The organism is Rhizobium leucaenae USDA 9039, assembly GCF_000426285.1.
Lineage (GTDB): Bacteria > Pseudomonadota > Alphaproteobacteria > Rhizobiales > Rhizobiaceae > Rhizobium > Rhizobium leucaenae.
Genome location: NZ_AUFB01000010.1, coordinates 188,416 through 214,708 on the forward strand (window position 1 = coordinate 188,416; position 26,293 = coordinate 214,708).

At 59.7% G+C, this 26,293-nt stretch carries 31 protein-coding genes and 1 riboswitch; of the genes, 17 read left to right on the top strand and 14 right to left on the bottom strand.

Annotated features, from left to right (window positions below; all coding sequences use genetic code 11):
- Positions 1-74: 74 nt before the first annotated feature.
- Together K290_RS38375 and tyrS are read right to left on the bottom strand one after the other, a co-directional pair.
- Positions 75-401: a hypothetical protein gene (locus tag K290_RS38375; RefSeq protein WP_028753094.1), complete on the bottom strand. Its 327-nt coding sequence runs from the start codon at positions 399-401 to the stop codon at positions 75-77.
- A 209-nt stretch (positions 402-610) separates the two neighbouring features.
- A complete protein-coding gene (gene tyrS, locus K290_RS0117270) occupies positions 611-1,867 on the bottom strand; it encodes a tyrosine--tRNA ligase (RefSeq protein ID WP_028753095.1) in 1,257 nt (418 codons plus the stop codon).
- A gap of 161 nt (positions 1,868-2,028) precedes the next feature.
- Here tyrS and K290_RS0117275 point away from each other — a divergent pair, with 161 nt between their 5' ends.
- Positions 2,029-2,547, top strand: coding sequence for a GNAT family N-acetyltransferase (locus K290_RS0117275; RefSeq protein ID WP_028753096.1), 519 nt, complete (start codon positions 2,029-2,031; stop codon positions 2,545-2,547).
- A 7-nt stretch (positions 2,548-2,554) separates the two neighbouring features.
- Here K290_RS0117275 and K290_RS0117280 read toward each other — a convergent pair whose 3' ends face one another.
- The 3 genes from K290_RS0117280 to K290_RS0117290 are packed head-to-tail and all read right to left on the bottom strand — an operon-like array spanning position 2,555 to position 3,917.
- Positions 2,555-2,764: a hypothetical protein gene (locus tag K290_RS0117280; protein WP_081670344.1), complete on the bottom strand. Its 210-nt coding sequence runs from the start codon at positions 2,762-2,764 to the stop codon at positions 2,555-2,557.
- Positions 2,761-3,183 carry a putative toxin-antitoxin system toxin component, PIN family gene (locus tag K290_RS0117285; RefSeq protein WP_028753098.1) on the bottom strand — a complete coding sequence of 141 codons (423 nt, stop codon included), beginning with the start codon at positions 3,181-3,183 and terminating at the stop codon, positions 2,761-2,763. Before K290_RS0117285 ends, K290_RS0117280 begins: the two co-directional genes overlap by 4 nt.
- 56 nt (positions 3,184-3,239) lie before the next feature.
- On the bottom strand, positions 3,240-3,917 hold the full coding sequence (locus tag K290_RS0117290) for an alpha/beta hydrolase (RefSeq protein WP_028753099.1): 678 nt from the start codon (positions 3,915-3,917) through the stop codon (positions 3,240-3,242).
- A 233-nt stretch (positions 3,918-4,150) separates the two neighbouring features.
- Here K290_RS0117290 and K290_RS0117295 point away from each other — a divergent pair, with 233 nt between their 5' ends.
- The 7 genes from K290_RS0117295 to sufA all read left to right on the top strand — a co-directional run bounded on the left by K290_RS0117295 (position 4,151) and on the right by sufA (position 11,230).
- The gene (locus tag K290_RS0117295; protein ID WP_028753100.1) at positions 4,151-5,317 is read left to right on the top strand and encodes a cysteine desulfurase family protein; all 1,167 of its coding nucleotides are present in this window, start codon (positions 4,151-4,153) and stop codon (positions 5,315-5,317) included.
- Between the two features lie 148 nt (positions 5,318-5,465).
- Entirely contained in the window at positions 5,466-6,935 is a 1,470-nt protein-coding gene (gene sufB / locus K290_RS0117300; RefSeq protein ID WP_028753101.1) for a Fe-S cluster assembly protein SufB, read from the top strand.
- A gap of 74 nt (positions 6,936-7,009) precedes the next feature.
- Complete coding sequence (sufC, locus tag K290_RS0117305) at positions 7,010-7,765, top strand: Fe-S cluster assembly ATPase SufC (RefSeq protein WP_028753102.1); 756 nt, start codon at positions 7,010-7,012, stop codon at positions 7,763-7,765.
- A gap of 22 nt (positions 7,766-7,787) precedes the next feature.
- Entirely contained in the window at positions 7,788-9,062 is a 1,275-nt protein-coding gene (gene sufD, locus K290_RS0117310) for a Fe-S cluster assembly protein SufD (RefSeq protein ID WP_028753103.1), read from the top strand.
- A 14-nt stretch (positions 9,063-9,076) separates the two neighbouring features.
- Positions 9,077-10,318 (top strand): cysteine desulfurase, encoded by a 1,242-nt coding sequence (locus K290_RS0117315; protein ID WP_028753104.1) that lies wholly within the window; start codon positions 9,077-9,079, stop codon positions 10,316-10,318.
- 11 nt (positions 10,319-10,329) lie between these two features.
- Positions 10,330-10,710: an SUF system Fe-S cluster assembly protein gene (locus tag K290_RS0117320; protein ID WP_028753105.1), complete on the top strand. Its 381-nt coding sequence runs from the start codon at positions 10,330-10,332 to the stop codon at positions 10,708-10,710.
- Positions 10,711-10,840: 130 nt separating this feature from the next.
- Complete coding sequence (gene sufA, locus K290_RS0117325) at positions 10,841-11,230, top strand: Fe-S cluster assembly scaffold SufA (RefSeq protein WP_028753106.1); 390 nt, start codon at positions 10,841-10,843, stop codon at positions 11,228-11,230.
- Between the two features lie 23 nt (positions 11,231-11,253).
- Here the strand turns inward: sufA and K290_RS0117330 are convergent, their stop codons facing one another.
- Positions 11,254-11,514 (bottom strand): addiction module antidote protein, encoded by a 261-nt coding sequence (locus K290_RS0117330; protein ID WP_425337598.1) that lies wholly within the window; start codon positions 11,512-11,514, stop codon positions 11,254-11,256.
- 121 nt (positions 11,515-11,635) lie between these two features.
- Here K290_RS0117330 and K290_RS37365 point away from each other — a divergent pair, with 121 nt between their 5' ends.
- A complete protein-coding gene (locus tag K290_RS37365) occupies positions 11,636-11,830 on the top strand; it encodes a hypothetical protein (RefSeq protein ID WP_154668626.1) in 195 nt (64 codons plus the stop codon).
- A 216-nt stretch (positions 11,831-12,046) separates the two neighbouring features.
- Here the strand turns inward: K290_RS37365 and gcvP are convergent, their stop codons facing one another.
- From gcvP to gcvT, 3 genes are read right to left on the bottom strand one after another with little or no spacing between them, the layout of a single operon-like run.
- The gene (gene gcvP / locus K290_RS0117340) at positions 12,047-14,911 is read right to left on the bottom strand and encodes an aminomethyl-transferring glycine dehydrogenase (RefSeq protein WP_028753109.1); all 2,865 of its coding nucleotides are present in this window, start codon (positions 14,909-14,911) and stop codon (positions 12,047-12,049) included.
- Entirely contained in the window at positions 14,911-15,273 is a 363-nt protein-coding gene (gcvH, locus tag K290_RS0117345) for a glycine cleavage system protein GcvH (protein WP_028753110.1), read from the bottom strand. Before gcvH ends, gcvP begins: the two co-directional genes overlap by 1 nt.
- 28 nt (positions 15,274-15,301) lie before the next feature.
- On the bottom strand, positions 15,302-16,438 hold the full coding sequence (gcvT, locus tag K290_RS0117350) for a glycine cleavage system aminomethyltransferase GcvT (RefSeq protein WP_028753111.1): 1,137 nt from the start codon (positions 16,436-16,438) through the stop codon (positions 15,302-15,304).
- Positions 16,439-16,586: 148 nt separating this feature from the next.
- Positions 16,587-16,674: riboswitch (glycine riboswitch) on the bottom strand.
- A 182-nt stretch (positions 16,675-16,856) separates the two neighbouring features.
- Here gcvT and K290_RS0117355 point away from each other — a divergent pair.
- From K290_RS0117355 to K290_RS0117390, 8 genes are all read left to right on the top strand, one after another.
- Positions 16,857-17,390: a copper chaperone PCu(A)C gene (locus tag K290_RS0117355; protein WP_037135624.1), complete on the top strand. Its 534-nt coding sequence runs from the start codon at positions 16,857-16,859 to the stop codon at positions 17,388-17,390.
- Positions 17,391-17,602: 212 nt separating this feature from the next.
- Positions 17,603-18,601 (top strand): RluA family pseudouridine synthase, encoded by a 999-nt coding sequence (locus K290_RS0117360; protein ID WP_028753113.1) that lies wholly within the window; start codon positions 17,603-17,605, stop codon positions 18,599-18,601.
- Positions 18,598-19,251: an HAD-IA family hydrolase gene (locus tag K290_RS0117365; protein ID WP_028753114.1), complete on the top strand. Its 654-nt coding sequence runs from the start codon at positions 18,598-18,600 to the stop codon at positions 19,249-19,251. The genes K290_RS0117360 and K290_RS0117365 overlap by 4 nt, the downstream gene beginning before the upstream one ends.
- A gap of 9 nt (positions 19,252-19,260) precedes the next feature.
- Positions 19,261-20,046: an ATP12 family chaperone protein gene (locus K290_RS0117370; protein ID WP_028753115.1), complete on the top strand. Its 786-nt coding sequence runs from the start codon at positions 19,261-19,263 to the stop codon at positions 20,044-20,046.
- A gap of 70 nt (positions 20,047-20,116) precedes the next feature.
- The gene (locus K290_RS0117375) at positions 20,117-20,593 is read left to right on the top strand and encodes a hypothetical protein (RefSeq protein ID WP_028753116.1); all 477 of its coding nucleotides are present in this window, start codon (positions 20,117-20,119) and stop codon (positions 20,591-20,593) included.
- Between the two features lie 62 nt (positions 20,594-20,655).
- Positions 20,656-22,188 carry an acyl-CoA carboxylase subunit beta gene (locus K290_RS0117380; RefSeq protein ID WP_028753117.1) on the top strand — a complete coding sequence of 511 codons (1,533 nt, stop codon included), beginning with the start codon at positions 20,656-20,658 and terminating at the stop codon, positions 22,186-22,188.
- Between the two features lie 120 nt (positions 22,189-22,308).
- The gene (locus K290_RS0117385; protein WP_028753118.1) at positions 22,309-22,701 is read left to right on the top strand and encodes a DoxX family protein; all 393 of its coding nucleotides are present in this window, start codon (positions 22,309-22,311) and stop codon (positions 22,699-22,701) included.
- 136 nt (positions 22,702-22,837) lie between these two features.
- Positions 22,838-23,224, top strand: a complete 387-nt coding sequence (locus tag K290_RS0117390; protein ID WP_028753119.1) for a DoxX family protein — start codon at positions 22,838-22,840, stop codon at positions 23,222-23,224.
- A gap of 13 nt (positions 23,225-23,237) precedes the next feature.
- On the opposite strand, the gene sugE is transcribed toward K290_RS0117390, so the two are convergent.
- From sugE to K290_RS0117415, 5 genes are all read right to left on the bottom strand, one after another.
- Positions 23,238-23,552, bottom strand: coding sequence for a quaternary ammonium compound efflux SMR transporter SugE (gene sugE, locus K290_RS0117395; protein WP_028753120.1), 315 nt, complete (start codon positions 23,550-23,552; stop codon positions 23,238-23,240).
- Between the two features lie 151 nt (positions 23,553-23,703).
- Positions 23,704-24,537, bottom strand: a complete 834-nt coding sequence (gene fghA, locus K290_RS0117400) for an S-formylglutathione hydrolase (protein ID WP_028753121.1) — start codon at positions 24,535-24,537, stop codon at positions 23,704-23,706.
- Positions 24,534-24,998, bottom strand: coding sequence for a YaiI/YqxD family protein (locus tag K290_RS0117405; RefSeq protein ID WP_028753122.1), 465 nt, complete (start codon positions 24,996-24,998; stop codon positions 24,534-24,536). The genes fghA and K290_RS0117405 overlap by 4 nt, the downstream gene beginning before the upstream one ends.
- Before the next feature lie 89 nt (positions 24,999-25,087).
- Entirely contained in the window at positions 25,088-25,663 is a 576-nt protein-coding gene (gene gfa / locus K290_RS0117410) for an S-(hydroxymethyl)glutathione synthase (RefSeq protein WP_028753123.1), read from the bottom strand.
- Between the two features lie 134 nt (positions 25,664-25,797).
- Positions 25,798-26,293: zinc-binding dehydrogenase (locus K290_RS0117415; RefSeq protein WP_028753124.1), on the bottom strand; the 496-nt coding region annotated here is incomplete at its 5' end.

Here is a 26,293-nt window from a genome sequence, read left to right on the forward strand (position 1 = left end):
CGGCTACGTCCATACCGCTTCGATTACCACCAATGCGCCGCCACCTTCCATCGGCCGGCATTGGAGAGATTGAACTATTTTTCACCCCCCAATCGCTCGCGTATGCGTTCGGGCCCGCCGACCATGCGTCGGGCGAAAGGTCGATCGGGATCTACGACGCGCCAAAAGGGAGCGGTGCCGTCTTGACTGATCTGCACCAAGTGTCTCTGGACGGTGACGGGGCAGCAGGCGTCCGCACCATGTTTGCTGGCGAGCGCCCGTCTTACCTCCGCAATGTCTGACAACTCGCCTGGAGTGGCCGCCCGGAGCGCCTCCGCAACCATCTCCTCGCTGGGAATCAGCATACGCTGCGTGAGGCTTCTACCCTTACGCCTTGTTTTGATCACCGGCAGTTCGCCCATAACTCACCTCCAAAGCTGATCTCTACAGGAGACGAATGGAAATGCAGTGGTCCGACATGACCGAGCACAAAATTGCTTCCGGCGCCGGTATTTCGTCAGTGCGGCTTGTTCGGCAACTATCTGGAGGTGCGGCCCTCGGGTGCCAAGCCTTTGAAAACGCAAGAAGCCGGCGGGGTGCGCCGGCTTGTTGTGCTTCAATAAGCGATCTCTTAGGCGGCAGGGCGGATCAGAATGTGCTTCTTTTTGCCGAGCGACAGCTTGATGACGCCATCTGCGGTGACTTCGCCGCTGCCGATCACCTTGCGTTCGTCGCTGATCGCCTGATCGTTGATGCGCACGGCGCCACCCTGGACGTGACGGCGGGCTTCACCATTTGAACCGGCGAGCCCCGCGCGGACGATCAGCGAGAGCAGCCCGATGCCGGCGTCGAGTTCGGATGCGGGAACGGCGACGGACGGCAGGTTTTCGGAGAGACCGCCTTCCTCGAAGGTCTTGCGTGCCGTCTCGGCGGCAAGCTCGGCAGCCTCGCGGCCATGCAGGATCGCCGTGACTTCCGTCGCGATGATCTTCTTGACCTCATTGATCTCCGAGCCGGCGAGCGCAGACAGGCGGGCGATCTCGTCCATCGGCAGCGTGGTATAGAGCTTCAGGAAGCGGGAAACGTCCGCATCCTCGGTGTTGCGCCAGTATTGCCAGAAGTCGTAAGCCGAGAGCAGGTCGGCGTTCAGCCAGACTGCACCGGAAGCCGACTTGCCCATTTTGGCGCCGGAAGAGGTGGTCAGCAGCGGCGAGGTCAGGGCAAAGAGCTGCGGCGTACCCATGCGGTGGCCGAGATCGATGCCGTTGACGATATTGCCCCACTGATCCGAACCGCCCATTTGCAGGCGGCAGTCATAGCGCTTGGCGAGTTCGACGAAGTCGTAGGCCTGCAGGATCATGTAGTTGAATTCGAGGAAGGACAGCGACTGCTCGCGATCCAGGCGCGTCTTGACGCTGTCGAAGGACAGCATGCGGTTGACGGAGAAGTGCCGGCCGACATCGCGCAGGAATTCGAGGTAGTTCAGCGAACGCAGCCACTCCGCGTTGTTGATCATCAATGCGTCTTTGGGGCCTTCGCCATAGGTCAGGTAGTTGGAGAAGACGCGCTTGATTGAGGCGATGTTGCTTTCGATCGTATCGACCGTCATCAACTGACGCGATTCCTCCTTGAAGGAGGGATCGCCCACCATGCCGGTACCGCCGCCCATCAGCGAGACCGCGCGGTGGCCGGTCGCCTGCAGCCAATGCAGCATCATGATCTGGATCAGCGAGCCCGCATGCAGGCTCGGCGCCGTCGGGTCGAAGCCGATATAGGCGGTCACGGTTTCCTTGGCGAACAAAGAGTCGAGGCCGGCTTCATCGGAAATCTGGTGGATGAAGCCGCGCTCTTGCAGGGTGCGCAGGAAATCGGATTTGAACTCAGCCATGATCTTGGTCTCTCGGGGCACCGCACGTGGAGCATGCGGCGAAATCGCTATTGTTGAACCGTCGCGGCGCGTTTAGCACTGATTTAGTGACTAGCCAACATTTGGTTGATTGTTCGCGGGACGCGCCTGATATTTTCGGTACCGAACGATGAGGTAAGCCGATGAGCGGCGAAATTATATTGGAGACACCACGGCTCATCTTGACGATGTGGGGCAAGGGCGACGCCGAGCTTATTAGACAATTGCATTCGACCGTCGAGACAACGCGCTATCTTTCGGGCGCCGCTCCCTGGACGCTGGAAAAGGCTGAGGATCGCTTGAAAAGCTGGTTTGGCGAGCAGGCACGCGACGGCGTAACGAAATACAAGATGCTTAGACGCGACGATGGCCGTTTCATCGGCCGTGCCGGCTTCTCCCGGTTTCAGGAGGAGCGCGACCGCGGCGAATTCGAACTTGGCTATTCCATTCGCAAGGACGCCTGGGCAAACGGCTACGCGACCGAGATTGCAGGGTCGCTTTCCGACTGGTTCTTCCAACGCGGTTTCGCCCGCCGTTTCATCGCCTTCACCCATCCGGAAAACACCGCGTCGCAGCGGGTTCTCCGCAAAATAGGGATGCAATACCGCTCGCCGATCGTCATCGATGGCGTCGCAGGTCTTTGTTTTGAGATGTCGCGGTGAGGGATTGTTATTTCCGGCGCAGCAAGGCCAGAGCCTCGTCGTCGTGACCTGCACCGAATTCGGCCCTTTTACGGAAGCGCATTTCTGCGTCGTGTTCGCGAATGATTGATTCCGTCACATCGATCAATAATGTTGCGACATCAACACCCTTTTCAGCCGCAATCGCCTTCACGCTTTCATGCATATCGTCGGGAATCTGAATTGTTACGGCATTCATTTGCCCAACTCCTGCTCAAAGTGTTCGGGCGTTACAACAATGACATTATCGAAACGCAAGTTCGGGTTTCGAAAGTCCTTTACATTGCTAGTCACGACGTAGTCTGCGTTCCCCGCGATCGCCAGTTCGACAATGTGATTATCTCCCTCGTCTCGCAAATTGGGTCGCCAAAGAAAATATATAGGACACCACTCACATTTGCTAACGAATACGTTGAAGAGCAATTGTCTTTCGGGTTCGCTGAGACGCGCATTTGCAAATAGCGCTCCTCTTGCCAGCACATCCTCATACTCAAGGAATAGCTTGGCGCCTATGACGGGTTGAACACGGCCTTCAATACACGCCTCAACTACCGAGGAGGCGGGGCCTGCACCGATGCAAGCACTGACAAAAACATTGGTATCAATGATGGCTCTCATTTCGAGAGCCTGCCATTGAACGGAGCATCGTCAATCAGCAATGTAGTTTCTTCGATTTATCGGATCCTCTTGGCCGCCGGCTCCGGCACCAGTTCGCCGTTCAAACGACGGTCGAGGTAGTCTTCGCATTCGCCGAGCAGCGTCTCGACCTGGCCGTTGAAGAAGTGGTTGGCGCCTGGCACAATCTTGTGCGTGATCAGGATACCTTTTTGCGTCTTCAGCTTTTCGACAAGGCCGTTGACGTCCTTTTCCGGGGCGACCTTGTCGGAATCACCGTTGATGATCAGGCCGGACGACGGGCAGGGCGCCAAGAACGAGAAATCGTAGATGTTCGGCTGCGGCGCAATCGACATGAAGCCTTCGATTTCCGGGCGGCGCATCAGAAGCTGCATACCGATCCATGCGCCGAAGGAATAGCCGGCGACCCAGCAGCTCTTGGAATCCGGATGCAGGCTCTGCACCCAGTCGAGCGCGGAGGCCGCATCCGACAATTCGCCGGCGCCGTGGTCGAATTCGCCCTGGCTGCGGCCGATACCGCGGAAATTGAAGCGGAGCGTCGTGAAGCCGCGCTTCTGGAACATATAGAAGAGCTGGTAGACGACCTGATTGTTCATCGTGCCGCCGAACTGCGGATGCGGGTGCAGGATAATCGCGATCGGGGCGCTCTTTTCCTTGGAGGGCTGATAGCGGCCTTCAAGGCGGCCTGCGGGGCCGTTGAAAATAACTTCGGGCATCGATACTCCGGCTCTTCTTTTTCTGCGTTCAAACCATGTGGGAAGCAGTAAGTTGACTTGACTATTGCGCTCATCTTTTCTAGAACGCAGTTTAGAACAATTCGAAACTTGGCGCGAACTTCCACGCGTTGTTTGCGCAACGGTTTGTGGAACGTGTCATAAGGCATGCCCGACTGAAATTTCAAGGAAAATGAGCCGGGCACAACAAGGCTTCGTCAGGCAGGAAGAAGATTATGGCGGCAACGCGCCTTTATCTCGACTGGAATGCCACCGCACCGCTTCATCCGGCGGCGCGCGACGCTATGTTGCATGCCTTGGACCTCTATGGAAACCCCAATTCTGTTCACGGGGAGGGCCGTGCCACCCGGGCGGCGATCGAAGCCGCGCGCCGGCAGGTCGCAAGCCTGACTGGCGCCGAACCGGCTCATGTCGTCTTTACCAGCGGCGCGACGGAAGCCGCCAATATGGTGCTGACGCCGGAATTCCGCATGGGCCGCACGCCGCTTGCAATCGGTCATCTCTATATATCGGCAATCGAGCATCCCGCTTTGCGCGAAGGCGGCCGTTTCCCGAAGGAAAAGATCAACGAAGTGCCGGTGACATCGGACGGCGTTGTCGATCTTGGTGTGCTGGAAGCGATGCTTTCGGCACATGACAAGGCAAGTGGGCTGCCGATGGTGGCGATCATGCTCGCCAACAATGAAACCGGCATTCTCCAGCCCGTGTACGAAGCGGCTAAGATCGTGCAGGCATTCGGCGGCGTGTTAGTCGTCGACGCCGTGCAGGCGGCAGGTCGGGTTCCGATCGATATCAATGAGATCGGCGCCGATTTTCTCATCGTCTCGTCACATAAGATCGGCGGACCGAAAGGGGCCGGCGCACTCATCTCGCGCGGCGAAGTACTGATGCCGAAGCCGCTGATTCATGGCGGCGGACAGGAAAAAGGGCATCGCTCCGGCACCGAGAACGCGCTGGCTGTCGTCGGCTTTGGTGCTGCCGCGGCGGCCGCGATTGCCGAGTTCGATAGCCGCAATGCGGCTGTTGCGAAACTCCGCGATCGGCTGGAGGAGGGCATGCGACGTGCTGCGCCCGATGTCATCATACATGGCGAAGGCGGTCCACGTGTGCCGAATACCAGTTTCTTCACCCTGCCAGGTCTGAAATCCGAAACCGGACAGATCGCCTTCGATCTTGAAGGAGTGGCGATTTCGGCGGGTTCCGCCTGTTCCTCCGGCAAGGTGGGTGAAAGCCATGTGCTGGTGGCAATGGGCTGCGACCCCAAGCTCGGGGCGCTGCGCATTTCGCTTGGATTTACGACGACCGAAGAGGATGTCGAGCGCGCGATTGCTGCGTTTGCTCGAATTGCCGGTAGGCGCAAACCGGCCGGAGCTGCGGCCTAACGGCCACAATTTTGCGGAAACAGAAATTTCCGCTTGCCAAGCGGGCTGAAAAGTCCCTTTTGGCCGACTACATAGAGGGTAGACATTTCAGTCTGCCGCAACGTTGACAAGCTGCCGGACCTTGGATCCGGCGAGATTGGAGAACGACATGCCTGCAGTCCAGGAAACGGTTGATCAGGTCCGCCTGATCGACGTGGACCAGTATAAGTACGGTTTTGAAACCACCATCGAGGTGGAAAAGGCTCCCAAGGGTCTTTCCGAAGACATTATCCGCTTCATCTCTGCCAAGAAGCAAGAACCGGAATGGATGCTGGAATGGCGCCTCGAGGCTTATCGTCGCTGGTTGACGCTTGAAGAGCCGACATGGGCACGCGTCGACTATCCGAAGATCGACTTCAACGACATTCACTATTACGCCGCGCCGAAGAAGTTCGCCGGTCCGAAATCGCTCGACGAAGTCGATCCGGAACTGCTGAAGACCTATGAAAAGCTCGGCATTCCGCTGCGCGAGCAGGAAATTCTTGCCGGCGTCGAGAAGCCGAAGATCGCTGTCGATGCGGTGTTCGATTCGGTTTCGGTGGTCACGACCTTCAAGGAAGAACTGAAGAAGGCCGGCGTGATCTTCATGTCGATCTCCGAAGCGATCCGCGAGCATCCCGACCTCGTGCGCAAATATCTCGGCTCCGTCGTTCCGACGACCGACAATTTCTATGCGACGCTCAATTCGGCCGTCTTCACCGATGGCTCCTTCGTCTTCGTGCCGAAGGGCGTCCGGTGCCCGATGGAACTTTCCACCTATTTCCGCATCAACGAGAAGAACACTGGCCAGTTCGAGCGCACGCTGATCATCGCGGAAGAGGGAGCTTATGTCTCCTATCTCGAAGGCTGCACGGCACCGCAGCGCGATGAAAACCAGTTGCATGCGGCCGTGGTCGAGCTGATTGCCCTGGACGACGCCGAGATCAAGTATTCGACCGTTCAGAACTGGTATCCGGGCGACAAGCACGGCAAGGGCGGAATCTACAACTTCGTCACCAAACGTGGCGATTGCCGCGGCGCCCGCTCGAAGATCTCCTGGACCCAGGTCGAGACCGGTTCGGCGATCACCTGGAAATATCCGTCCTGCATCCTGCGCGGCGATGACAGCCGCGGCGAGTTCTATTCGATCGCCGTTTCCAACGGCCATCAGCAGGTCGATAGTGGCACCAAGATGATCCATCTCGGCAAGAACACGTCGAGCCGCATCATCTCGAAAGGTATTGCCGCCGGTGTATCACAGAACACCTATCGCGGTCAGGTCTCGGCGCATCGCCGTGCGACGAATGCCCGTAACTTCACGCAATGCGACTCGCTGTTGATCGGCGACAAATGCGGTGCGCATACGGTGCCTTATATCGAAGCGAAGAACTCGTCCGCGCATTTCGAGCATGAGGCGACCACGTCGAAGATCTCCGAGGATCAGTTGTTCTACTGCCTGCAGCGCGGCATTCCCGAGGAAGCGGCGATCGCGTTGATCGTCAACGGCTTCGTCAAGGAAGTCCTGCAGGAGCTGCCGATGGAATTCGCCGTCGAAGCGCAGAAGCTGATCGGCATCTCGCTGGAAGGCAGCGTGGGGTAAGGCCCTCGACAAGAGACATGTTTTTGGCGCGCGAGCGGCGCGCCGCACCTTCATTCCTTCGATAGGATTCTACTATGCTTGAAATCAAGAACCTGCACGCCCGTATCGCCGAAGACGGCACCGAAATCATCCGCGGCCTGGACCTGACGGTGAAGGCGGGCGAAGTGGCTGCCATCATGGGTCCGAACGGCTCCGGCAAGTCGACTCTTTCCTATATTCTTTCCGGCCGCGACGATTACGAGGTGACGGAAGGCGATATCCTCTACAACGGCGAGAGCATTCTGGAACTCGACGCTGCCGAGCGCGCCGCCAAGGGCATCTTCCTGGCTTTTCAATATCCGGTCGAAATCCCCGGCGTTGCCACCATGCAGTTCCTGAAGGTGGCGATGAATGAGCAGCGCAAGGCGCGCGGCGAAGCCGAACTGACGACGCCTGACTTCATGCGCCGCGTCAAGGACGCTGCCGGCAAGCTGCAGATCAACACCGAGATGCTGAAGCGCCCGCTGAACGTCGGCTTCTCCGGCGGCGAGAAGAAGCGTGCCGAAATCCTGCAGATGGCGCTCCTGGAGCCGCAACTCTGCGTGCTGGACGAAACCGATTCCGGTCTCGATATCGATGCGCTGAAGATCGTCGCCGACGGCGTCAACGCGCTGCGCTCGCCTGACCGCGCCGTGATCGTCATTACCCACTATCAGCGTCTGCTCGACTATATCGTTCCGGACACCGTGCACGTCCTCTATAAGGGCCAGGTGATCAAGTCCGGCGACAAGACGCTGGCGCACGAACTCGAAGCCAACGGCTATGCCGACATTATCGGGGCTGCGGCCTGATCGGGGCGGAAAGGATACGTCGATGAACATTCAGACGACGAGCCGTCTGACCGCCGCTGAGACGGCGCTGATCGAGGCTTATAACAACCAGTTGGGCGATTTGCCGGGCGATGGCGATGTGCTCGCCGTCCGCGACCGTTTGCTGGATGATCTCAAGACTGCCGGCCTGCCGACGCGGCGTTTCGAAGCTTGGCACTATACTGATTTCAAAAACCTGCTGCGATCGGTTCCGACCGAGCTCGGCGCCGGCGTCGTCGAGCCCCTGTCGCCGACCGTTCCCGGTTCGGCCGTGCTGCCGGTTCTGCAGGGCAGCACGAGCGGCAAGACATCGGTCGATGGCCTGGTCGTCAGCCGCTATGCTGATAGTCTGGCCGACGGTACCGCTGCCGCCAGACTGACGGCACTCGGCAGGGACGACGCCATCGGCCGCATCAACGGCAGCTTCGTGCGCGACGGCTACGTCATCGAATTTCCCGATGGGACCGAACTCGACGCGCCGCTGGAGATCCAGTTCGTGCATGCCGGCGGCCAGATCCACAGCCGGCTACCGGTCTCCTTCGGCGCAGACGTCAAGGCGACCGTGATCGAGCGCCATCAGGCCGTACCCGGTGCTGCGGCGCTGGTCTCCTCGGTCAGTGACATCAAAATCGGCAAGGGTGCCGAAGTGACCTGGATCATCCTGCAGGAGCAGGGAAGCGAAGATACGCATCTCGGCCAGATCCGCGTCGACCTCGGCGCTGATGCGAAGCTGAAGCTGTTCGTCATCAATGCCGGCGGCAAGCTGGTGCGCCAGGAGCTGCATGTGAAAGTCACAGGCGAGGGCTCTGACCTCGTCCTGCGCGGCGTCAATTTGCTCGGTGGTGACACGCATACCGATGTGACGCTGGTGCTCGGCCATGACGTGCCGCATACGGGTTCGACGGAGATTCTTCGTAACGTGGTATTCGACCGCGCTCGCGGCGTCTTCCAAGGCATGATCCGGGTCGCTCCGGATGCGCAGAAGACCGATGCCCGCATGGCTTGCAACACGCTGCTGATGTCCGATGATGCCGAATTCTCCGTCAAGCCGGAGCTGGAAATCTTCGCCGATGACGTGCAGTGCGGCCATGGCGCCACGGTTGCCGATATCGACGAGAACCATCTCTACTACATGATGGCCCGCGGCATTCCCCGGAACAAGGCCCGCGCCATGCTGGTCAATGCCTTCGTGGCCGAAATTATCGAAGAGCTGGAAGACGAAGCCTTGGTCGAGGCGCTGGAAGGCGTTATCTCGGCCTGGCTGGAAAATCACGCCTGATTGGAGCAATGCTCGTGGACAAGATCGTACCAGCTACCGCCTATGACGTCGAAGCGATTCGCCGGGATTTTCCGATCCTGTCGACGACCGTTCACGGCAAGCCGCTGGTCTATCTCGACAACGGTGCATCAGCACAGAAGCCGCAAAGCGTGATAGATGCGATATCGCACGCCTATTCCAGCGAATATGCCAACGTGCACCGTGGCCTGCACTTCCTCTCCAATGCGGCCACCGAAGCCTATGAGGCTGCGCGCGAAAAAGTGCGCCGCTTCCTGAATGCGCCCTCGGTAGATGATATCGTCTTCACCAAGAACTCGACCGAGGCGATCAATACCGTCGCCTATGGCTGGGGTATGCCCAAACTCGGTGAGGGCGACGAGATCGTCGTCTCCATCATGGAGCATCACTCCAATATCGTGCCTTGGCATTTCATCCGCGAGCGGCAGGGTGCCAAGCTGGTCTGGGTGCCGGTGGATGACGATGGCGCTTTCCATATCGAGGATTTCGAAAAGAGCCTGACGGAGCGCACCAAGCTCGTCGCGATCACCCACATGTCGAATGCGCTCGGCACGATCGTCCCGGTCAAGGAGGTCTGCCGAATCGCCCATGAACGCGGCATTCCGGTGCTGATCGACGGCTCGCAAGGCGCGGTGCATCTGCCGGTCGACGTGCAGGACATCGATTGCGACTGGTATGTCATGACCGGCCACAAGCTCTACGGCCCTTCGGGGATCGGCGTGCTCTACGGCAAGAAGGACAGGTTGCGCGAGATGCGGCCCTTCCAGGGCGGCGGCGAGATGATCTTCGATGTCACTGAGGATAATGTCACCTACAATGATCCGCCGCATCGTTTCGAAGCCGGCACCCCGCCCATCGTCCAGGCAATCGGGCTCGGCTTCGCGCTCGATTATATGGAGAGTGTCGGCCGGGAAGCGATCGCGCGGCACGAGGCCGAACTCGCGGGTTACGCGGCGGAGCGGTTGCGGGAGATCAATTCCCTGCGCGTTTTCGGCACGGCACCCGGTAAAGGCGGCATCTTCTCCTTCGAGCTTGCAGGTATCCATTCTCACGACGTTTCGATGGTGATCGACCGTCAGGGCGTTGCCGTGCGCGCGGGTACGCATTGCGCGCAACCGCTCTTGAAACGCTTCGGCGTGACCTCCACATGCCGTGCATCGTTCGGCATGTACAATACGCGTGCCGAGGTGGATGCCCTGGCCGATGCGCTGGAATATGCGCGTAAATTCTTTGCCTAAGGAGGCAAGCGATGTCACTCGATGAAAGCGAACAGAAGATCGACGTGCGCGAGGGCATCGTGCATTCCAGCATTCCCGAGGCCGAACTGGCACGCCTCAGCGACGATGTCATCGCCGCGCTGAAGACGGTCTATGACCCTGAAATTCCGGCTGACATCTTCGAACTCGGTCTGGTCTACAAGATCGACATCGAAGACGACCGCATGGTGAAGATCGTCATGACGCTAACCGCGCCGGGTTGCCCCGTTGCCGGCGAAATGCCGGGCTGGGTGGAAAACGCGGTGGGCGCGGTCGAAGGGGTTTCAGGCGTCGAGGTCGCGATGACCTTCGATCCGCCTTGGACGCCGGATCGTATGTCTGAAGAGGCGCAGGTGGCCGTCGGCTGGTATTGAAGCTTTAAGCCGCTCGCTTTACATTATGACTCGAAGCACCGGATCTTGACCCCGGTTGCATTTAACTAGGCATCGGCTGGTCCGAAAACCGGATCCACTTTTCGGGCCGATGCCAGAGGAGAATGGGCCCATGGGCTTTGCAGTGATGAGCATGACGGATGACGCTGCAGCGCGCGTCAAGGCAATCGTCGAGAATTCCGGTCCCGATGCCAAGGGCGTTCGCGTCGGCATTAAGAAGGGCGGCTGCGCGGGCATGGAATATACCATCGATCTGGTGACCGAACCGAATGTCAAGGACGACCTGATCGAGCACAACGGTGCCAAAGTCTGGGTCGAGCCGTCGGCCGTGCTTTATCTGCTTGGCACCGAAATGGGTTTTGAGACCACCACGCTGCGCTCCGGTTTCACCTTCACAAATCCCAACCAGACGTCGGCCTGCGGCTGCGGTGAATCCGTCGAATTGAAGGCCGCCGATCTCGCGGCTTTGGCGGCACAGCGTCAGGCCGCTCCGGCTGTCTGAACAATCCTTGCGCCGCCTCGGTATCAGGCGGCGTCCGATTTCCGTTCGACCACCGGCACCGGCGTCAATTTCAGGCCCAGCGCCCTCACGACCCTCAGAATCGTCGCAAATTCCGGATTTCCATCGCCACTGAGTGCGCGATAGAGGGCCGAGCGGTTCATGCCGACGTCCTTGGCAAGCTTGCTCATGTTGCGCGTTCGTGCCACTGCGCCGAGTGCCTTGGCGATGGAAGAGGGATCGTCGGTTTCGAAAGCAGCGGCGATATAGTCGTCTGTGGCGTCCATGCTGATGGGGCTTTCCTCATCCATCCTATATGCCTTTCCGTATAAGCCAGTCGCGGACGAGGGCGGGCTCGCTTTCATGTAAGCCATGGCCCGTGGGCAGCACATAGGCGCTGACATCCGCGTGGCAGTTCTCAAATTGATTTTTTACGAGCACGACGTCAGCTTCTTCCCGGCGCTGATCGTGTTCGCCTGCAATGATCAGGACGGGCAGGCCGGGCATCGGCGGAGAAGAAAATCCTTCCCGTCCGGCAATGAAATGAGATTCTGGCCGTTCCGGCATCTATTCGACTTCCAGCGCCGTCTTTCGTCGCGCTAAAGCTCGTCGCGATCTTTCAGATTCGCTCCCGCGCTTTAGCTCCCTGTTTGTGCATGTCGTTTTCGCAAAACCGCCGCACACTTTTACGCGACATACATTGTCAAAAACGCCGCGCGTCCGATCGGACACGCGGCGCTGTCATAGTGATTTTTCGCGATAGATTTATGTCGGCCACAAGGGAAGCGGCTGAGCCGCTTCACTTTTTTGAAAAGACTTTCACTCCGCAGCTTCGGCGTAGGCCTCCACCGGCGGGCAGGTGCAGATGAGGTTCCGATCGCCGTAAACATTATCGACACGGTTGACGGGCGACCAGTATTTGTCGACCCGGAAGGCGCCCGGCGGGAAGCAGGCCTGTTCGCGGGAATAGGGCCGGTTCCACTCGCCGACGAGATCTTCGACCGTGTGCGGCGCGTTTTTCAGCGGGTTGTCGGTCTTGTCCATCCGGCCTTCTTCGATGGCGCGGGCTTCCTCGCGGATCGCCAGCATCGCCTCGCAGAACCGGTCGAGTTCGGCCTTGGTTTCCGATTCGGTCGGCTCGATCATCAGCGTGCCGGCAACAGGCCAGCTCATGGTCGGAGCGTGGAACCCGCAATCGATCAGGCGCTTGGCGACGTCATCGACCGTGACGCCGGCGCTGTCGACCAGCGGACGCGTGTCGATGATGCATTCATGTGCCACACGGCCGGTCTTCGACTTGTAGAGCACGTCGTAAGCACCGTTCAGCCGCGCAGCGATGTAGTTGGCGTTTAGAATCGCAACCTTGGTCGCCTGCGTCAGCCCTTCACCGCCCATCATCAGGCAGTAGCTCCAGGAGATCGGCAGGATTGAAGCCGATCCGAAAGCCGCCGCAGACACCGCGCCACTGCGACCGTCCGTCTCCGGATGCCCGGGCAGGTGTGCCGCCAGATGCGCCTTGACGCCGATGGGACCCATGCCCGGACCGCCGCCGCCGTGAGGAATGCAGAAGGTCTTGTGCAGGTTGAGGTGGCTGACATCGGAACCGATGTCGCCGGGACGGGAGAGGCCGACCATGGCGTTCATATTGGCACCATCCAAGTAGACCTGGCCACCGTGCATATGCACAAGATCGCAAATCTCCTTCACCGTCTCTTCGAAAACGCCGTGCGTCGACGGGTAGGTGATCATACAGCAGGAGAGGTTGGCGGCGTATTGCTCCGCCTTGGCGCGGAAATCCGCCATGTCGATATCGCCGTCATCGCTGACTTTGACGACGACCACCTTCATGCCGGCCATCTGCGCGGAGGCCGGATTGGTGCCGTGCGCCGAAGTCGGGATCAGGCAGATGTCGCGGTGGCCCTGGCCATTGGCGATGTGGTAGTTGCGAATGGTGAGCAGGCCGGCATATTCGCCCTGGGCGCCGGAATTCGGCTGCATAGAGAAGGCGTCGTAACCCGTCACAGCGCAAAGCTTTTCCGTCAGATCGTCGATCATCTCGCGATAACCGAGCGCCTGGTCGGCCGGGACGAAAGGATGAATATCCGAGAATTCAGGCCAGCTTATCGGCAACATCTCAGCCGTTGCATTAAGTTTCATCGTGCAGGAGCCGAGCGGAATCATGGAGCGGTCGAGCGCCAGATCGCGGTCGGACAGCCGGCGGATATAGCGGGTCATCTCGCTTTCGGCGCGGTTCATGTGGAAGATCGGATGCGTCAGATATTCGCTGGTGCGCAACAGATTCTTCGGCAGACGATAGCCGGATTCAAAGTCGGCGAGGCGGAAGTTGCCGCCGAAGGCCCGCCAGACCGCTTCGAGTGTTGCCGGACGCGAGCGCTCGTCGAGACTCATGCCGATCTTGGTTTCGCCGACCTTGCGCAGATTGACGCCTTCGGCGACAGCGGCGCGCAGGATCAGGCCCTGCATATGGCCGACCTCGACAGTGATCGTATCGAAGAAGGTCTCCGGTTCGATCTTGTAACCGAGCTTTTCCAGCCCCTTTGCCATCAATACGGCCTTCTGATGCACCTGCTGAGCAATGGCCTTGATCCCCTGCGGACCGTGGAAGACAGCATACATGGACGCCATGACGGCGAGCAGCACCTGCGCGGTGCAGATGTTCGATGTCGCCTTTTCGCGGCGAATATGCTGTTCGCGAGTTTGCAAGGACAGGCGGTAGGCGCGGTTGCCGCGGGCATCGACCGAAACGCCGACCAGGCGACCAGGCATTGAGCGCTTATAGGCATCCTTGACGGCCATGTAGGCGGCATGCGGACCGCCATAGCCGACCGGCACGCCGAAGCGCTGCGATGAGCCGATGGCGATATCCGCGCCCATTTCGCCCGGCGACTTCAGCAGCGTCAGCGCCAGCGGATCGGCGGCGACGACGGCGATGGCGCCGGTCTGATGAAGCCTTGAGATCAGGCCGGTAAAGTCCTGGATGTGACCATGCGTACCCGGATACTGGAAAATGGCGCCGAAGACATCGACAGGATCGAGATCGGTGAAGGGATTGCCGACGATAACGGTCCAGCGGAGAGGTTCGGCGCGGGTCTTGATCAATGCGATGGTCTGTGGATGACAATCCGCATCGACGAAGAAGGCCTTGGCCTTTGATTTCGCCACACGCTCGGCCATTGCCATGCCTTCGGCGGCAGCGGTCGCTTCATCGAGCAGCGAAGCGTTGGCAACATCGAGGCCAGTCAGATCGCAGATCATCGTCTGATAGTTCAGCAGCGCCTCGAGGCGGCCCTGGCTGATTTCCGGCTGGTAGGGCGTATAGGCTGTGTACCAGGCCGGATTTTCAAGAATATTGCGCTGGATGACCGGAGGAGTGATCGTGCCATAATAGCCCTGGCCGATCAGCGAGACGAGCACCTTGTTCTTGTTGGCGGTGTCGCGCAGCTTATCGAGCGCTTCGCGTTCCGTCATCGGCGCGCCCCAGGCGAGCGGAGCCTTCTGGCGAATGGAGGGCGGCAGCGTCGCATCGATCAGCCCGTCAAGGCTGTCATAGCCGATCACCTTCAGCATGTCCGCCATTTCCGACGGAGACGGCCCGATATGGCGGCGATTGGCGAAATCGTAGGGCTGGTAGTCGGTGAATGTGAATTCCGTAGGCGTATTCATTACGCGATGAGCTCCTTGTAGCCGGATTCATCCAGCAAACCATTAACATCGGCAATATTCTTAAGCTTCAGCTTGAAGAACCAGCCGGCACCCATCGGGTCGGAATTGACGAGCGCGGGATCGGCGGTAATGGCTTCATTGATCTCGGTGATCTCGCCATCGAGCGGACAATAGACTTCCGAGGCCGCCTTGACGGATTCGACGGTCGCCGCATCGTCTCCCTTGGAGAAGCTGGCGCCGACTTCAGGCAATTCCACGAAAACGAGGTCGCCGAGCTGTTCGGCGGCATGCGCCGTAATCCCGACGGTCGCGACATCGCCTTCAATGTTGAGCCACTCATGTTCTTCGGTGAATTTCAGCATGGGGGATCCTCTCTGGAATATGACGTTTTCAGCGTTTGTAAGTGGGAGTGACGAAGGGCAGGGTAGAGACGGTAACGGGCAGGTATTTGCCACGAACCTCGGCATAGACCTGCGTCCCCGGCTTAGCGAAACCAACGGGCACGTAACCCATGGCAACGGGCCCTTCGACGCTCGGACCGAAACCGCCGGAGGTGACTTCGCCGATCTCGGTCTTGCCTTCGGCATCGGCATACAGCTTGGCGTGGCCGCGCACCGGCGCCTTGCCTTCCGGCCTCAGACCGACGCGGCGGCGCGACGCGCCATTGTCGAACTCGGAAAGGACGCGGTCGGCGCCGGGAAAACCACCAGCGCGGACACCGCCGGCTTTACGGGCTTTCTGGACTGCCCATTCGAGCGCTGCTTCCACCGGCGTCGTCGTCTGGTCGATGTCGTTGCCATAAAGGCAAAGCCCGGCTTCGAGACGCAGGGAATCGCGGGCGCCGAGGCCGATCGGCTGGACATCGGGGTGTTCGAGCAGCCGCTGAGCAATATCCTCGGCTTTGTTGGCCGGCACGGAAATCTCAAAGCCGTCTTCGCCGCTATAGCCGGAGCGGGAGACGAGACAAGAAACGTCATGCAGGCGGCAATGGCGGACATCCATGAACTTCATGTGGGCGAGATCCGCCCAGAGCTCGGCGAGGACGGAGACCGCACGCGGTCCCTGCAGTGCGATGAGGGCGCGATCAAGTAAAGTGACTTCGCAGCTATCACCGATATGGTCTTGAAGATGCTTGAGATCTGCATCCTTGCAGGCGGCATTGACGACGACGAAGAGATAATCGTCCATGTGGGTAATCATCAGATCGTCGAGAATGCCACCCTTATCATCGGTGAAGAAACCGTAGCGCTGACGACCTTCGGCTAGCCCGACAATATCGACCGGCACAAGGCTTTCCAGCGCCAGTGCGGCATCTTCATACTTGCCGGAACGGGCGCGGATCGTGACCTGCCCCATATGGGAGACGTCGAACACGCCGGCCGATGCGCGGGTCCAGAGATGCTCCTTGAGCACACCTGCGGGATATTGCACCGGCATGTCATAGCCGGCGAACGGCACCATGCGGGCACCGAGCGCCAGATGCAGGGCATGAAGGGGTGTTTTCTTGAGGGCAGCGGTCTCGTCCAAATGACGCCTCCGGGGTTTGCGCTTAGCTGAAAGCGCAGAGCTCAAAATTTCGGCGCGGCTGCGCCTTACGATGAGCCCCCTCTGTCGGTTTGCCTGAGATTGTTATCCCTTCGGCGAGCGCTTGCGCGCTTCTCTCCAGAGTTCCGTCTGCCCCTTGTTGGTCCTTTGGCCTGAGAGTTTCCGGGGCGGTTGCTCCTTCGGCACCGGCTTGCGCCGGATTCTCCCAACAAGATTGACTGCCATTATCTGGTAGTCGCCAAAGATGGCAAGGGGCAAATGTCGCCCTGAAACAAATTTTTGTCGTGTCCTTTGTTTGAGCAAATACAGATATGCGCGACCGATCGATGCGGGGACTTTGCAATCCCGCTTCGGGAGGCTATCCCATGAGGTCAATCGAGGAGCCGGGCAGGAGACAATGATGAACCGCAGATTCGCCGCCGCATTGCTGATTTCGGCAACCGCACTTTCCATCTCCGCTGCGGCCGCCACGGCCCAGCAAAGCGACGACATGAGCAAAATGCCCGGGATGCACATGGATGCGGGCAAAGCGCCTGCGGGTTCGGCGACGGCCAAACTCGGTGATCTCGACATCAGCGGCGGTTATGTCCGCGCCATGCTGCCGGGTCAGCCCGTCGGCGGCGGCTATATCACCATCTACAATGGCGGCAGCAGCGACGACAAATTGACGTCCGTGAGCTCTTCTGCCGCCGGGAAGGTGGAGCTGCACGAGATGAAGATGCAAGGCGAGGTGATGAAGATGCGGGAAATCAAGGAAGGCATCGCCATTCCCGCCGGCGCGACCGTGACGCTTTCGCCAAACAGCCTGCACATGATGTTCAAGCAGGTGAAGACGCCATTCAAGCAAGGCGGCACGGTGCCGGTGATGCTGATGTTCGATAAGGCGGGTATGGTCGATATCAACCTGCCGGTGGTGGCGCCGAACGCAAAATGAGGTTTGCGGGGCGCCGGGCGCACAGCTGACACAAAATTCCCGCTGTAGATAATTCCGGTTTCCACTTTTCGTCGAAATGCTCTAAAGCCACCTCAAAAGGCCGGGATGACTTGGCCCTGGGGCAAGGCTGCTCCAGTCGTTTGATTTGGCATGATCTTGTCCGAAACCGTTTCGCGCTTTGGAATCATGCCGCGGTTCTTGAAAGAAGACGAATGGCCGGGATTGAGCATATCAAGGTCGAGCCCGACGAGGCCGGCATGCGCCTCGACCGCTGGTTCAAGGTACATTTTCCAGGGCTCGGCTTTGGGCAGTTGCAGAAGCTGATGCGGTCCGGCCAGGTACGCGTCGACGGCGGCCGCGTGAAGACGGATGCGCGCGTGCAGCCGGGTCAGATGGTGCGCGTGCCGCCGCTGGATGTCGATGCAAAGGCCACAAAGAGCGGCCCCATCGCCGGCAAGGAGCTGAAGCATTCCGGCGATGCCGAGCTTCTGGCGCGCATGCTGCTGCATGAGGACGACAAGGTTTATGTGCTGAATAAGCCGGCCGGCCTTGCCGTGCAGGGCGGCTCCGGCGTCAGTCGCCATATCGACAAGATGCTGGAGGCCTGGACGAGCCAGAAGGGCGAGAAGCCGCGCCTCGTGCATCGTCTCGACCGCGACACTTCCGGCGTCCTCGTGGTCGCCCGCACCCGCGGTGCCGCGCAGAAGCTGACAGCCGCCTTCCGCGAGCGCGACACCAAGAAGACCTATTGGTCGCTGGTGAAGGGCGTGCCGCGCAAGCACGAGGACAAGATCTCGACCTGGCTGGTGAAGGAAGCGACCGCCGATGGCGACCGGATGCGCATCGCCAAGCATGGCGAGGAGGGCGCCGATCACGCGGTCTCCTATTACCGCGTCGTCGAAACCGCCGCCCAGCGCCTCGCCTGGCTGGAAATGGAGCCCTATACAGGCCGCACGCACCAGCTCCGCGTTCACGCGCTGCATATCGGCCACCCGATCATCGGCGATCCCAAATATTTCGAGGATGACCCGAATTGGGATTTTCCAGGCGGCGTTCAGAAGCGGTTGCATCTGCATGCCCGCCATATCGATATCCCGCATCCGAATGGCGGGCGTCTGCGCATCACCGCGCCGCTGCCGCCGCATATGGTGCAGACCTGGAATCTCCTCGGCTTTGATGAGGCATCGGCAGGGGAGCCTGACGACGAATGAAGCTGGTGCTCTTCGATTGCGACGGAACGCTGGTGGACAGCGCGCGGCTGATCCATGAAGTCATGGCGCGCACTTTCGTCGATTTCGGCTACAAGCGTCCCGATGTCGCCTCCACCAAATCGGTCATCGGCCTGACTTTGGATATCGCCATTGCACGCATGCAGGGCAAGCCCCATGTCGATGAGGAGGCGATCGCGATGACGGCGCACTACAAGTCGATCTTTACAGGCGTGCGCGACGAGGCAGATATGCAGACGCCGCTTTTCGACGGCATTAAACCATTGATCGAAACGCTCGCCGTCCACGATGAATTGCTGATCGGTGCCGTCACCGGCAAGTCCCGCCGCGGCTTGACGCATATTCTTGAAGTGAATGGCTTTGCGCCCTATTTCGTGGTCTCACGCACCGCCGATGACTGCCCTTCCAAGCCGCATCCCGCGATGGTCACGGAATGCTGCAGCGAAACGGGCATGGACCCGCATGATACGATCGTGATCGGCGATGCGGTCTACGATATGCAGATGGCGAAATCGGCGGGTGCGACCGCTATCGGTGTGGCCTGGGGGTACGCCTCGGTGGAAGAGTTGTTGACGGCAGGCGCCGACACGATCGCCCATCATCCGAACGACCTGTTGAGCCATATTCTGTGAGGTGACGCCATGCGCGACCTGTTGAACGACCTTTCCGAAGGCCTAAGCCATCCCGACCCGATCCGCAGGGCACAGATCCAGATGAAGAAGCCGCTGCCGAAGCGCTTCTACAAGGATGTGAGCATCGGCGAGAGCGAAGACGGCCATGTGATCGAGCTCGACGGCAAGGTGGTGAAGACGCCGGCACGCCGATCGCTCGCCGTGCCGACCGAGGCGCTGGCAAGGCTGGTCGCAGCCGAGTGGACGCGGCAGGTTGAGGTCATCGATCCCGCCACCATGCCGGTGACGCGATTGGTCAACACGGCGCTCGACGGTGTAGCGACAGACAGCCAGGCGGTATTCGAAGACATCCTGCGCTTTTCCTCAACTGACCTGCTTTGCTATCGCGCCGATGGGCCGGAGCGTCTGGTGGAACGGCAATCGGAGCGGTGGAACCCGCTGATCGACTGGGCCGCCCACGAACTTGGTGCCCGTTTCATTCTGGCCGAGGGCGTCATGCATCAGGAGCAGCCGCGCGAGGCGATCGCCGCCTTTGCCGTGACACTGCGCAAATACGGCACGCCACTGGAACTCGCCAGCCTGCACACGATCACGACGTTGACGGGCTCGGCGATCCTGGCACTCGCTTTCGCCGAAGGCCGGCTGCCGCTCGCCGATATCTGGTCGCTCGCCCATCTCGACGAGGATTGGACGATCGAACATTGGGGCCGCGACGACGAGGCCGAACAGCGCCGCGCCCAGCGCTTCGAAGAGTTTCAGGCGGCCACGGATGTTTTTTCCGCGCTTCGTAGTTGAATATTGTTGATTTCCAGTCCGTTATATCGAAATCTGCATCTCACGGGTTGGGAATTTCGGGACGCGAATCATGTTATCGTTGAGGTCGGGTGCGGTATCGGCGCTCGCGGGATGTTTGGCACTGGCGGCATGCTCGAGCTGGTCGCTCACGCCGAAGCCGTCGATCCCCGCCTATGACATACGCAGTGCGACTGTCGTTGCCGATCAGGCGGTGCCGCCTATTTCTCCTGCGCTGATTTCAGGCCTCAACGAACGCGTCAATGCTGCCATCGCCGTGACGACCCGCGATACATCCTTGCCGAAGGTGGCGCTCACCATCCGCCTGACGGACGTTCGCAAGGCAGGGAGTTTCAACCACGACCGAAACACGGCCAAGATTAATATCGATGCGGCTTCGGTCGATACTGGCGCCGTGCTTGCCATCGCCTCCTTCGATACATCGAATTTTACTCCAGACCCGATTGCGGCAGACAATCTGACGGCCGAGGATATCGCCGCCCGCATCCGCTCCATCTTCGTGCTGAAGACGCCGCCGCTGGTGCACTGAGCCGGCGGCTTCAAACTGTGGCTAGGCCATGCTAAGCCGGATAAGCGGAGAAGAGGGCCATCATGAAAGAGATCCTGCAGGAATTGGAACGTCGCCGTGAGATTGCGAGGCTCGGAGGCGGGCGGGCGCGTATCGATGCGCAGCATGCGCGCGGCAAGCTGACGGCGCGCGAACGTATCGAAATCTTCCTCGATGAAGGCTCCTTCGAAGAGTTCGACATGTTCGTCGAGCACCGCTCGATCGATTTCGGCATGGACAAGACCAAGATCGCCGGCGACGGCGTGGTCACCGGCTGGGGCACCGTCAACGGCCGCACCGTTTTCCTGTTCGCCAAGGATTTCACTGTCTTCGGCGGCTCGCTTTCGGAAGCGCATGCCGAGAAGATCATGAAGGTCCAGGATATGGCGCTGAAAAACCGCGCCCCCATCATCGGCATCTATGATGCCGGCGGTGCGCGCATCCAGGAGGGCGTGGCGGCGCTCGGCGGTTATGCCGAGGTATTCCAGCGCAACGTGCTCTCCTCCGGCGTCATTCCGCAGATCTCGATCATCATGGGGCCCTGTGCCGGCGGGGACGTCTATTCGCCGGCTATGACCGACTTCATCTTCATGGTGCGCGATACGTCCTACATGTTCGTCACTGGCCCGGACGTGGTGAAGACCGTCACCAACGAAACGGTGACGTCGGAGCAGCTCGGCGGCGCCTCGGTGCACACGACGAAATCCTCGATCGCTGATGCCGCCTACGACAACGACATCGACACGCTGCTGCAGGTGCGCCGGCTCATCGATTTCCTGCCTCAGTCGAATACCGCTGATCTTCCGGAGATCGAGTGCTTCCAATCGGTCACAGATCCCGATGCCTCGCTCGACACGCTGATCCCGGCCAATGCCAATAAGCCCTACGACATCAAGGAGCTGATCCTGAAGGTGGCGGATGAGGGCGATTTCTTCGAGATCCAAGCCAGTTTCGCCAAGAACATCGTCTGTGGCTTCGGCCGCATCGAGGGTGCGACGGTCGGATTCGTCGCCAATCAGCCGATGGTGCTGGCGGGCGTGCTCGACAGCGACGCCTCGCGCAAGGCGGCACGTTTCGTGCGCTTCTGCGATTGCTTCAATATCCCGATCGTCACCTTCGTCGACGTACCCGGCTTTCTGCCGGGAACCGCGCAGGAATATGGTGGGCTGATCAAGCATGGCGCCAAGCTGCTCTTTGCCTATGCCGAAGCCACCGTGCCGAAACTCACCGTCATCACCCGCAAGGCCTTCGGCGGCGCCTATGACGTCATGGCGTCGAAACATCTTCGCGGCGACCTGAACTATGCCTGGCCGACAGCGCAGATCGCCGTCATGGGTGCCAAGGGCGCGGTCGAGATCATCTTCCGCAAGGATATTGCCGATCCCGACAAGATCGCGGCGCATACGAAGATGTATGAGGATCGTTTCCTGTCACCCTTCGTCGCCGCCGAACGCGGTTATATCGACGAAGTGATCATGCCGCATTCGACCCGTCGGCGGCTGGCACAGGGGCTCAGAATGCTGCGCAACAAGGATCTGACCAATCCCTGGAAGAAGCACGATAATATTCCCCTTTAAGCATGTGACAACAAGCCACGGATTCTACACGGAAAATTGATCGCGCGTCAGAAGCCGTGTCTTCACCTTCGCCTACATACAAACTAATGGTGACTCCAAGAAGCTAAACTGGAGTAAAAGATGACACTTTACGAACGCTTGAACCAATATCAGCCCTATGCCTTGACCTTGCTGCGCGTCATAATCGGCCTGCTGTTTATGGAACACGGGATGCAGAAGCTTTTCGGTTTCCCTGCTGGTGGTCATGCTGATGGTCCGCTGCCCACACTGATGTTGGTTCAGGGCATTCTGGAAGCCTTCGGCGGCCTTGCAATTCTCCTCGGTTTCTTCACGCGCCCTGTTGCGTTCATTCTGAGCGGCAATATGGCGGTCGCTTATTTCATGGCGCATCAGCCGAAGGACTTCTTTCCGGTCAACAATGGCGGCGATGGGGCAATTCTGTTCTGCTTCGTCTTCCTGTTCCTGGTCTTCGCAGGCCCGGGCCTTCTGGCCGTCGACAATCGCAGCAAATAAATGCAATCGCCGGGCTCGGATCGATATCCAAGCCCGGCGAATAATTTCGCTGTTCGCGTGTTGACTCCGATATCAGCGGAAAGCGACCATGTTCCCTAGAGGTACGGCCGCCTTCTCGTTTCAAACGGAGATTTTCATGCCGGCTTTCGAGCGCCTGTCGCAGTATCAGCCTGCCGCTCTTGCGGTCCTTAGAATCGTGACCGCGCTGTTGTTCCTCGAGCACGCCACGCAAAAGCTCTTCGATTTCCCTCCCGCAGCCTTTGAAATCTCGACATTGTTTTTCGTGGCGGGGTTGATCGAACTGGTCGGCAGCATTCTGATTCTGGTCGGGCTCTTCACCCGGCCCATTGCCTTCATCCTCAGCGGTGAAATGGCCTTCGCCTATTTCACGGTGCATGCACAAATGGGCTTCTTTCCAGCCAACAACGAGGGCGACGGCCCGATCTTATTCTGTTTCATCTTCCTATTCCTGGTGTTTGCGGGATCTGGCCTCTGGGCGCTGGACAACCGCCAGCGCCAGTGACGCAACCTGAGACTCAGGCGACGAGCTTGAGCCCGGCAATGCCTGCGACGATCAGGCCGATACAGAACAGGCGAACAAAGGTAGCCGGGTCGCCCAGCAGACAGATGCCGAGCATAACAGTGCCGACCGTGCCGATACCGGTCCAGACAGCGTAGGCCGTGCCCATCGGTAGGGTTTTCACGGCCACGCCAAGCAGCACGACGCTGGTCACCATAGAGACGACGGTGAGACCCGTTGGAATCGGCCGTGTGAAGCCATCGGTATATTTCAGGCCGATGGCCCAACCGATTTCAAATAGACCTGCGAGAAAAAGCAGGAACCAAGCCATGTTACGCTCCCTTGTAAGAGCGAGGCCGTCCCCGCGGTGTTACGGGCGGCAATCCAGTGCCGACCGCCGCAGTCGTCTGCGCGGGGAAATATATGCCTCAGTTGAAACGCGCTTTCAAGTTGGGGAGCGCATGGCTGCTATGCCACCCGTTTCATGCCAGCCGTTCTGCATGCCACTTCAAGTGATCGTCCATGAAGCTGGAAATGAAATAATAGGAGTGGTCGTAGCGCTCGTGCATGCGCAGCGTCAGGCCGATGCCGGTGCCTTTGATCGCCTCTTCGAACAGCCACGGACGCAGACCGTTTTCGAGGAAACCATCGGCTTTGCCCTGATCGATCAGAAACTCGGGAAAGCGAGCGCCGTCCTCGACCAGCGCGCAGGCGTCGTATTTGCGCCAGGCGGCCTTGTCGGCGCCGAGATATTTCTCAAGAGCCGGCGCCGACCAGTCGGCGGTCGAGGGCTGCACGATCGGCGCGAAGGCGGAGCAGCTCTTAAAGCGTTCCGGATTCTTCAGCGCAATCGTCATCGCACCGTGGCCCCCCATGGAATGGCCGAAGATGCCTTGCCGGCTCATATCCATGCGGAACTGCTGGCTGACGAGGGCCGGCAGCTCCTCGGTGATGTAGGTGTACATCCGGTAGTTCTCGGCCCATGGCTCTTCGGTGGCGTCGAGATAGAAGCCCGCGCCTTTACCCATCTGCCAGCTGGTCAATTCATCGGGAATATCATTGCCGCGCGGGCTGGTGTCCGGGCAGACAATGATCAGGCCAAGTTCGGCCGCCATGCGGCGATATTCGCCTTTTTCCATCACATTGGCATGCGTGCAGGTGAGGCCTGAGAGATACCAGACGACCGGGCAGGGCTCCTTGATCGCCTGCGGCGGCACGAAGACCGCGAAGGTCATCTCGCACTGGCAGGCCTGCGACTCATGCGAAAAGACGCCCTGCATGCCGCCGAAAGCGGTGTTCTGGGAAATGATGTTCAAGGCTGGCCTCCAGGCGGATTTTGAGCTTTGGCACGCCGGCAAAGGCGATCGAAGGTTTCGAGAAAGGCGGAGCGGTCGCGTGGCGAGAAAGCGGCGTTGTAGCCTTTGCTTTCGCCGGTCTCACGCAGATGTGCGCCGAGATCGCGCATTGCGGTGACCATGCCGATATTGGTGTTGTCGAAAATACGGCCGGTCGGTCCGGTCACCAGCGCGCCGCCGGCGACGCAGCGCCCGGCGAGCGGCACATCGGCGGTTACGACGATATCGCCGGGACCCGCATGTTCGGCGATCCAATTATCGGCGGCATCAAAAGCGTTGGAGACGATGACGTTCTTCACCATCGGATCGCGTGAGGGCCTGAGGCCTGAATTGGCGACGAGCGTTACCTCGATGCCGTGGCGCTCGGCCACTTTCAAAATTTCCGGCTTGACCGGACAGGCATCGGCATCGACGTAGATCATGGGAGCAGAAGCTGCTTCATTGGAGAGCGCTGCGCATCCGGCCGAACGCGCAGTCGCGGTTTATCGAAGTCCGCCATCAGGGGCCAGACCTATTCCCTTAATGTGCCCGCTTTTTTCGCCACCCAGGTTGCGAGGGCGTCCATAAGCGTCGGGTTCAGGCAGTCGTAGGGCTCAAGACGAAGCTCTTTCAGCCGGCTGCGAACGGAGGGCATGGCAGATGGCGGCGTTCCCGACTCGATGATCGATGAAACGAATGCAGCGAAGGTGGGTTCGGGCCAGCCACTCTCCTGAAAACGTTCGGGATGAATGAAATCCAGGCCCTTGAAGGCATGGTCCCGTTCCACCGGGCCGTACATGTGCACGCCACATGCTTTGCAGGCGTGCCGCTGGATCAAGGCGTCTGGATCCACCACCGCGAGCTTGTCGCCGTTTTCCAGAACCTTGACGTTTTCATGCGGTGTGACGGCGACGATCGAAAAGGCTGAGCCGTTCGGCTTCCAGCATTTCGTGCAGCCGCAGGCGTGGTTATGAGCAATCCCGCCGGTGATGGCGACTTTGACGGGGCGATCGGTGCAGGCGCAGACGAGCGTCCCACCGCTGAAATTCGCCTGTCCCGCCTTCACTCCGCCGTCGAGCGCCGGGTGTATCGATACCTGACTTGGCATGTTCAGCTTCCTCCTCCTTAGTTGCCCACGGCCCCAAATCGAGATCGATTTGTAAAAAGGCCGTGTGCCATTCAAAGTCGTGCAAGATTCTCCCGTACCGGCTCGATTGGCGAAGGGCTCGATTGGCGAACGCCTTAGTAGACCACCACGCCGCGGATCGACTCGCCCTTGTGCATGAGTTCGAAGCCCTTGTTGATGTCTTCGAGCGGCATGGTGTGGGTGATCATCGGATCGATCTGGATCTTGCCTTCCATGTACCAGTCGACGATCTTCGGGACGTCGGTGCGGCCGCGGGCGCCACCGAAGGCGGTGCCCATCCAGTTGCGGCCAGTGACGAGCTGGAAGGGACGCGTCGAGATCTCCTGGCCAGCGCCGGCCACCCCGATGATAACAGACTTGCCCCAGCCGCGATGCGAGGCCTCGAGCGCCTGGCGCATGACCTTGGTGTTGCCGGTGCAGTCGAAGGTGTAGTCGGCCCCGCCGATCAGATCGCCGTGCCGCTTCGTCATATTGACGAGATAGGGAACGATGTCATCGCCGACCTCCTTCGGATTGACGAAGTGGGTCATGCCGAACTTCTCACCCCAGGCCTTGCGGTCCGGGTTGATGTCGACACCGATGATCATGTCG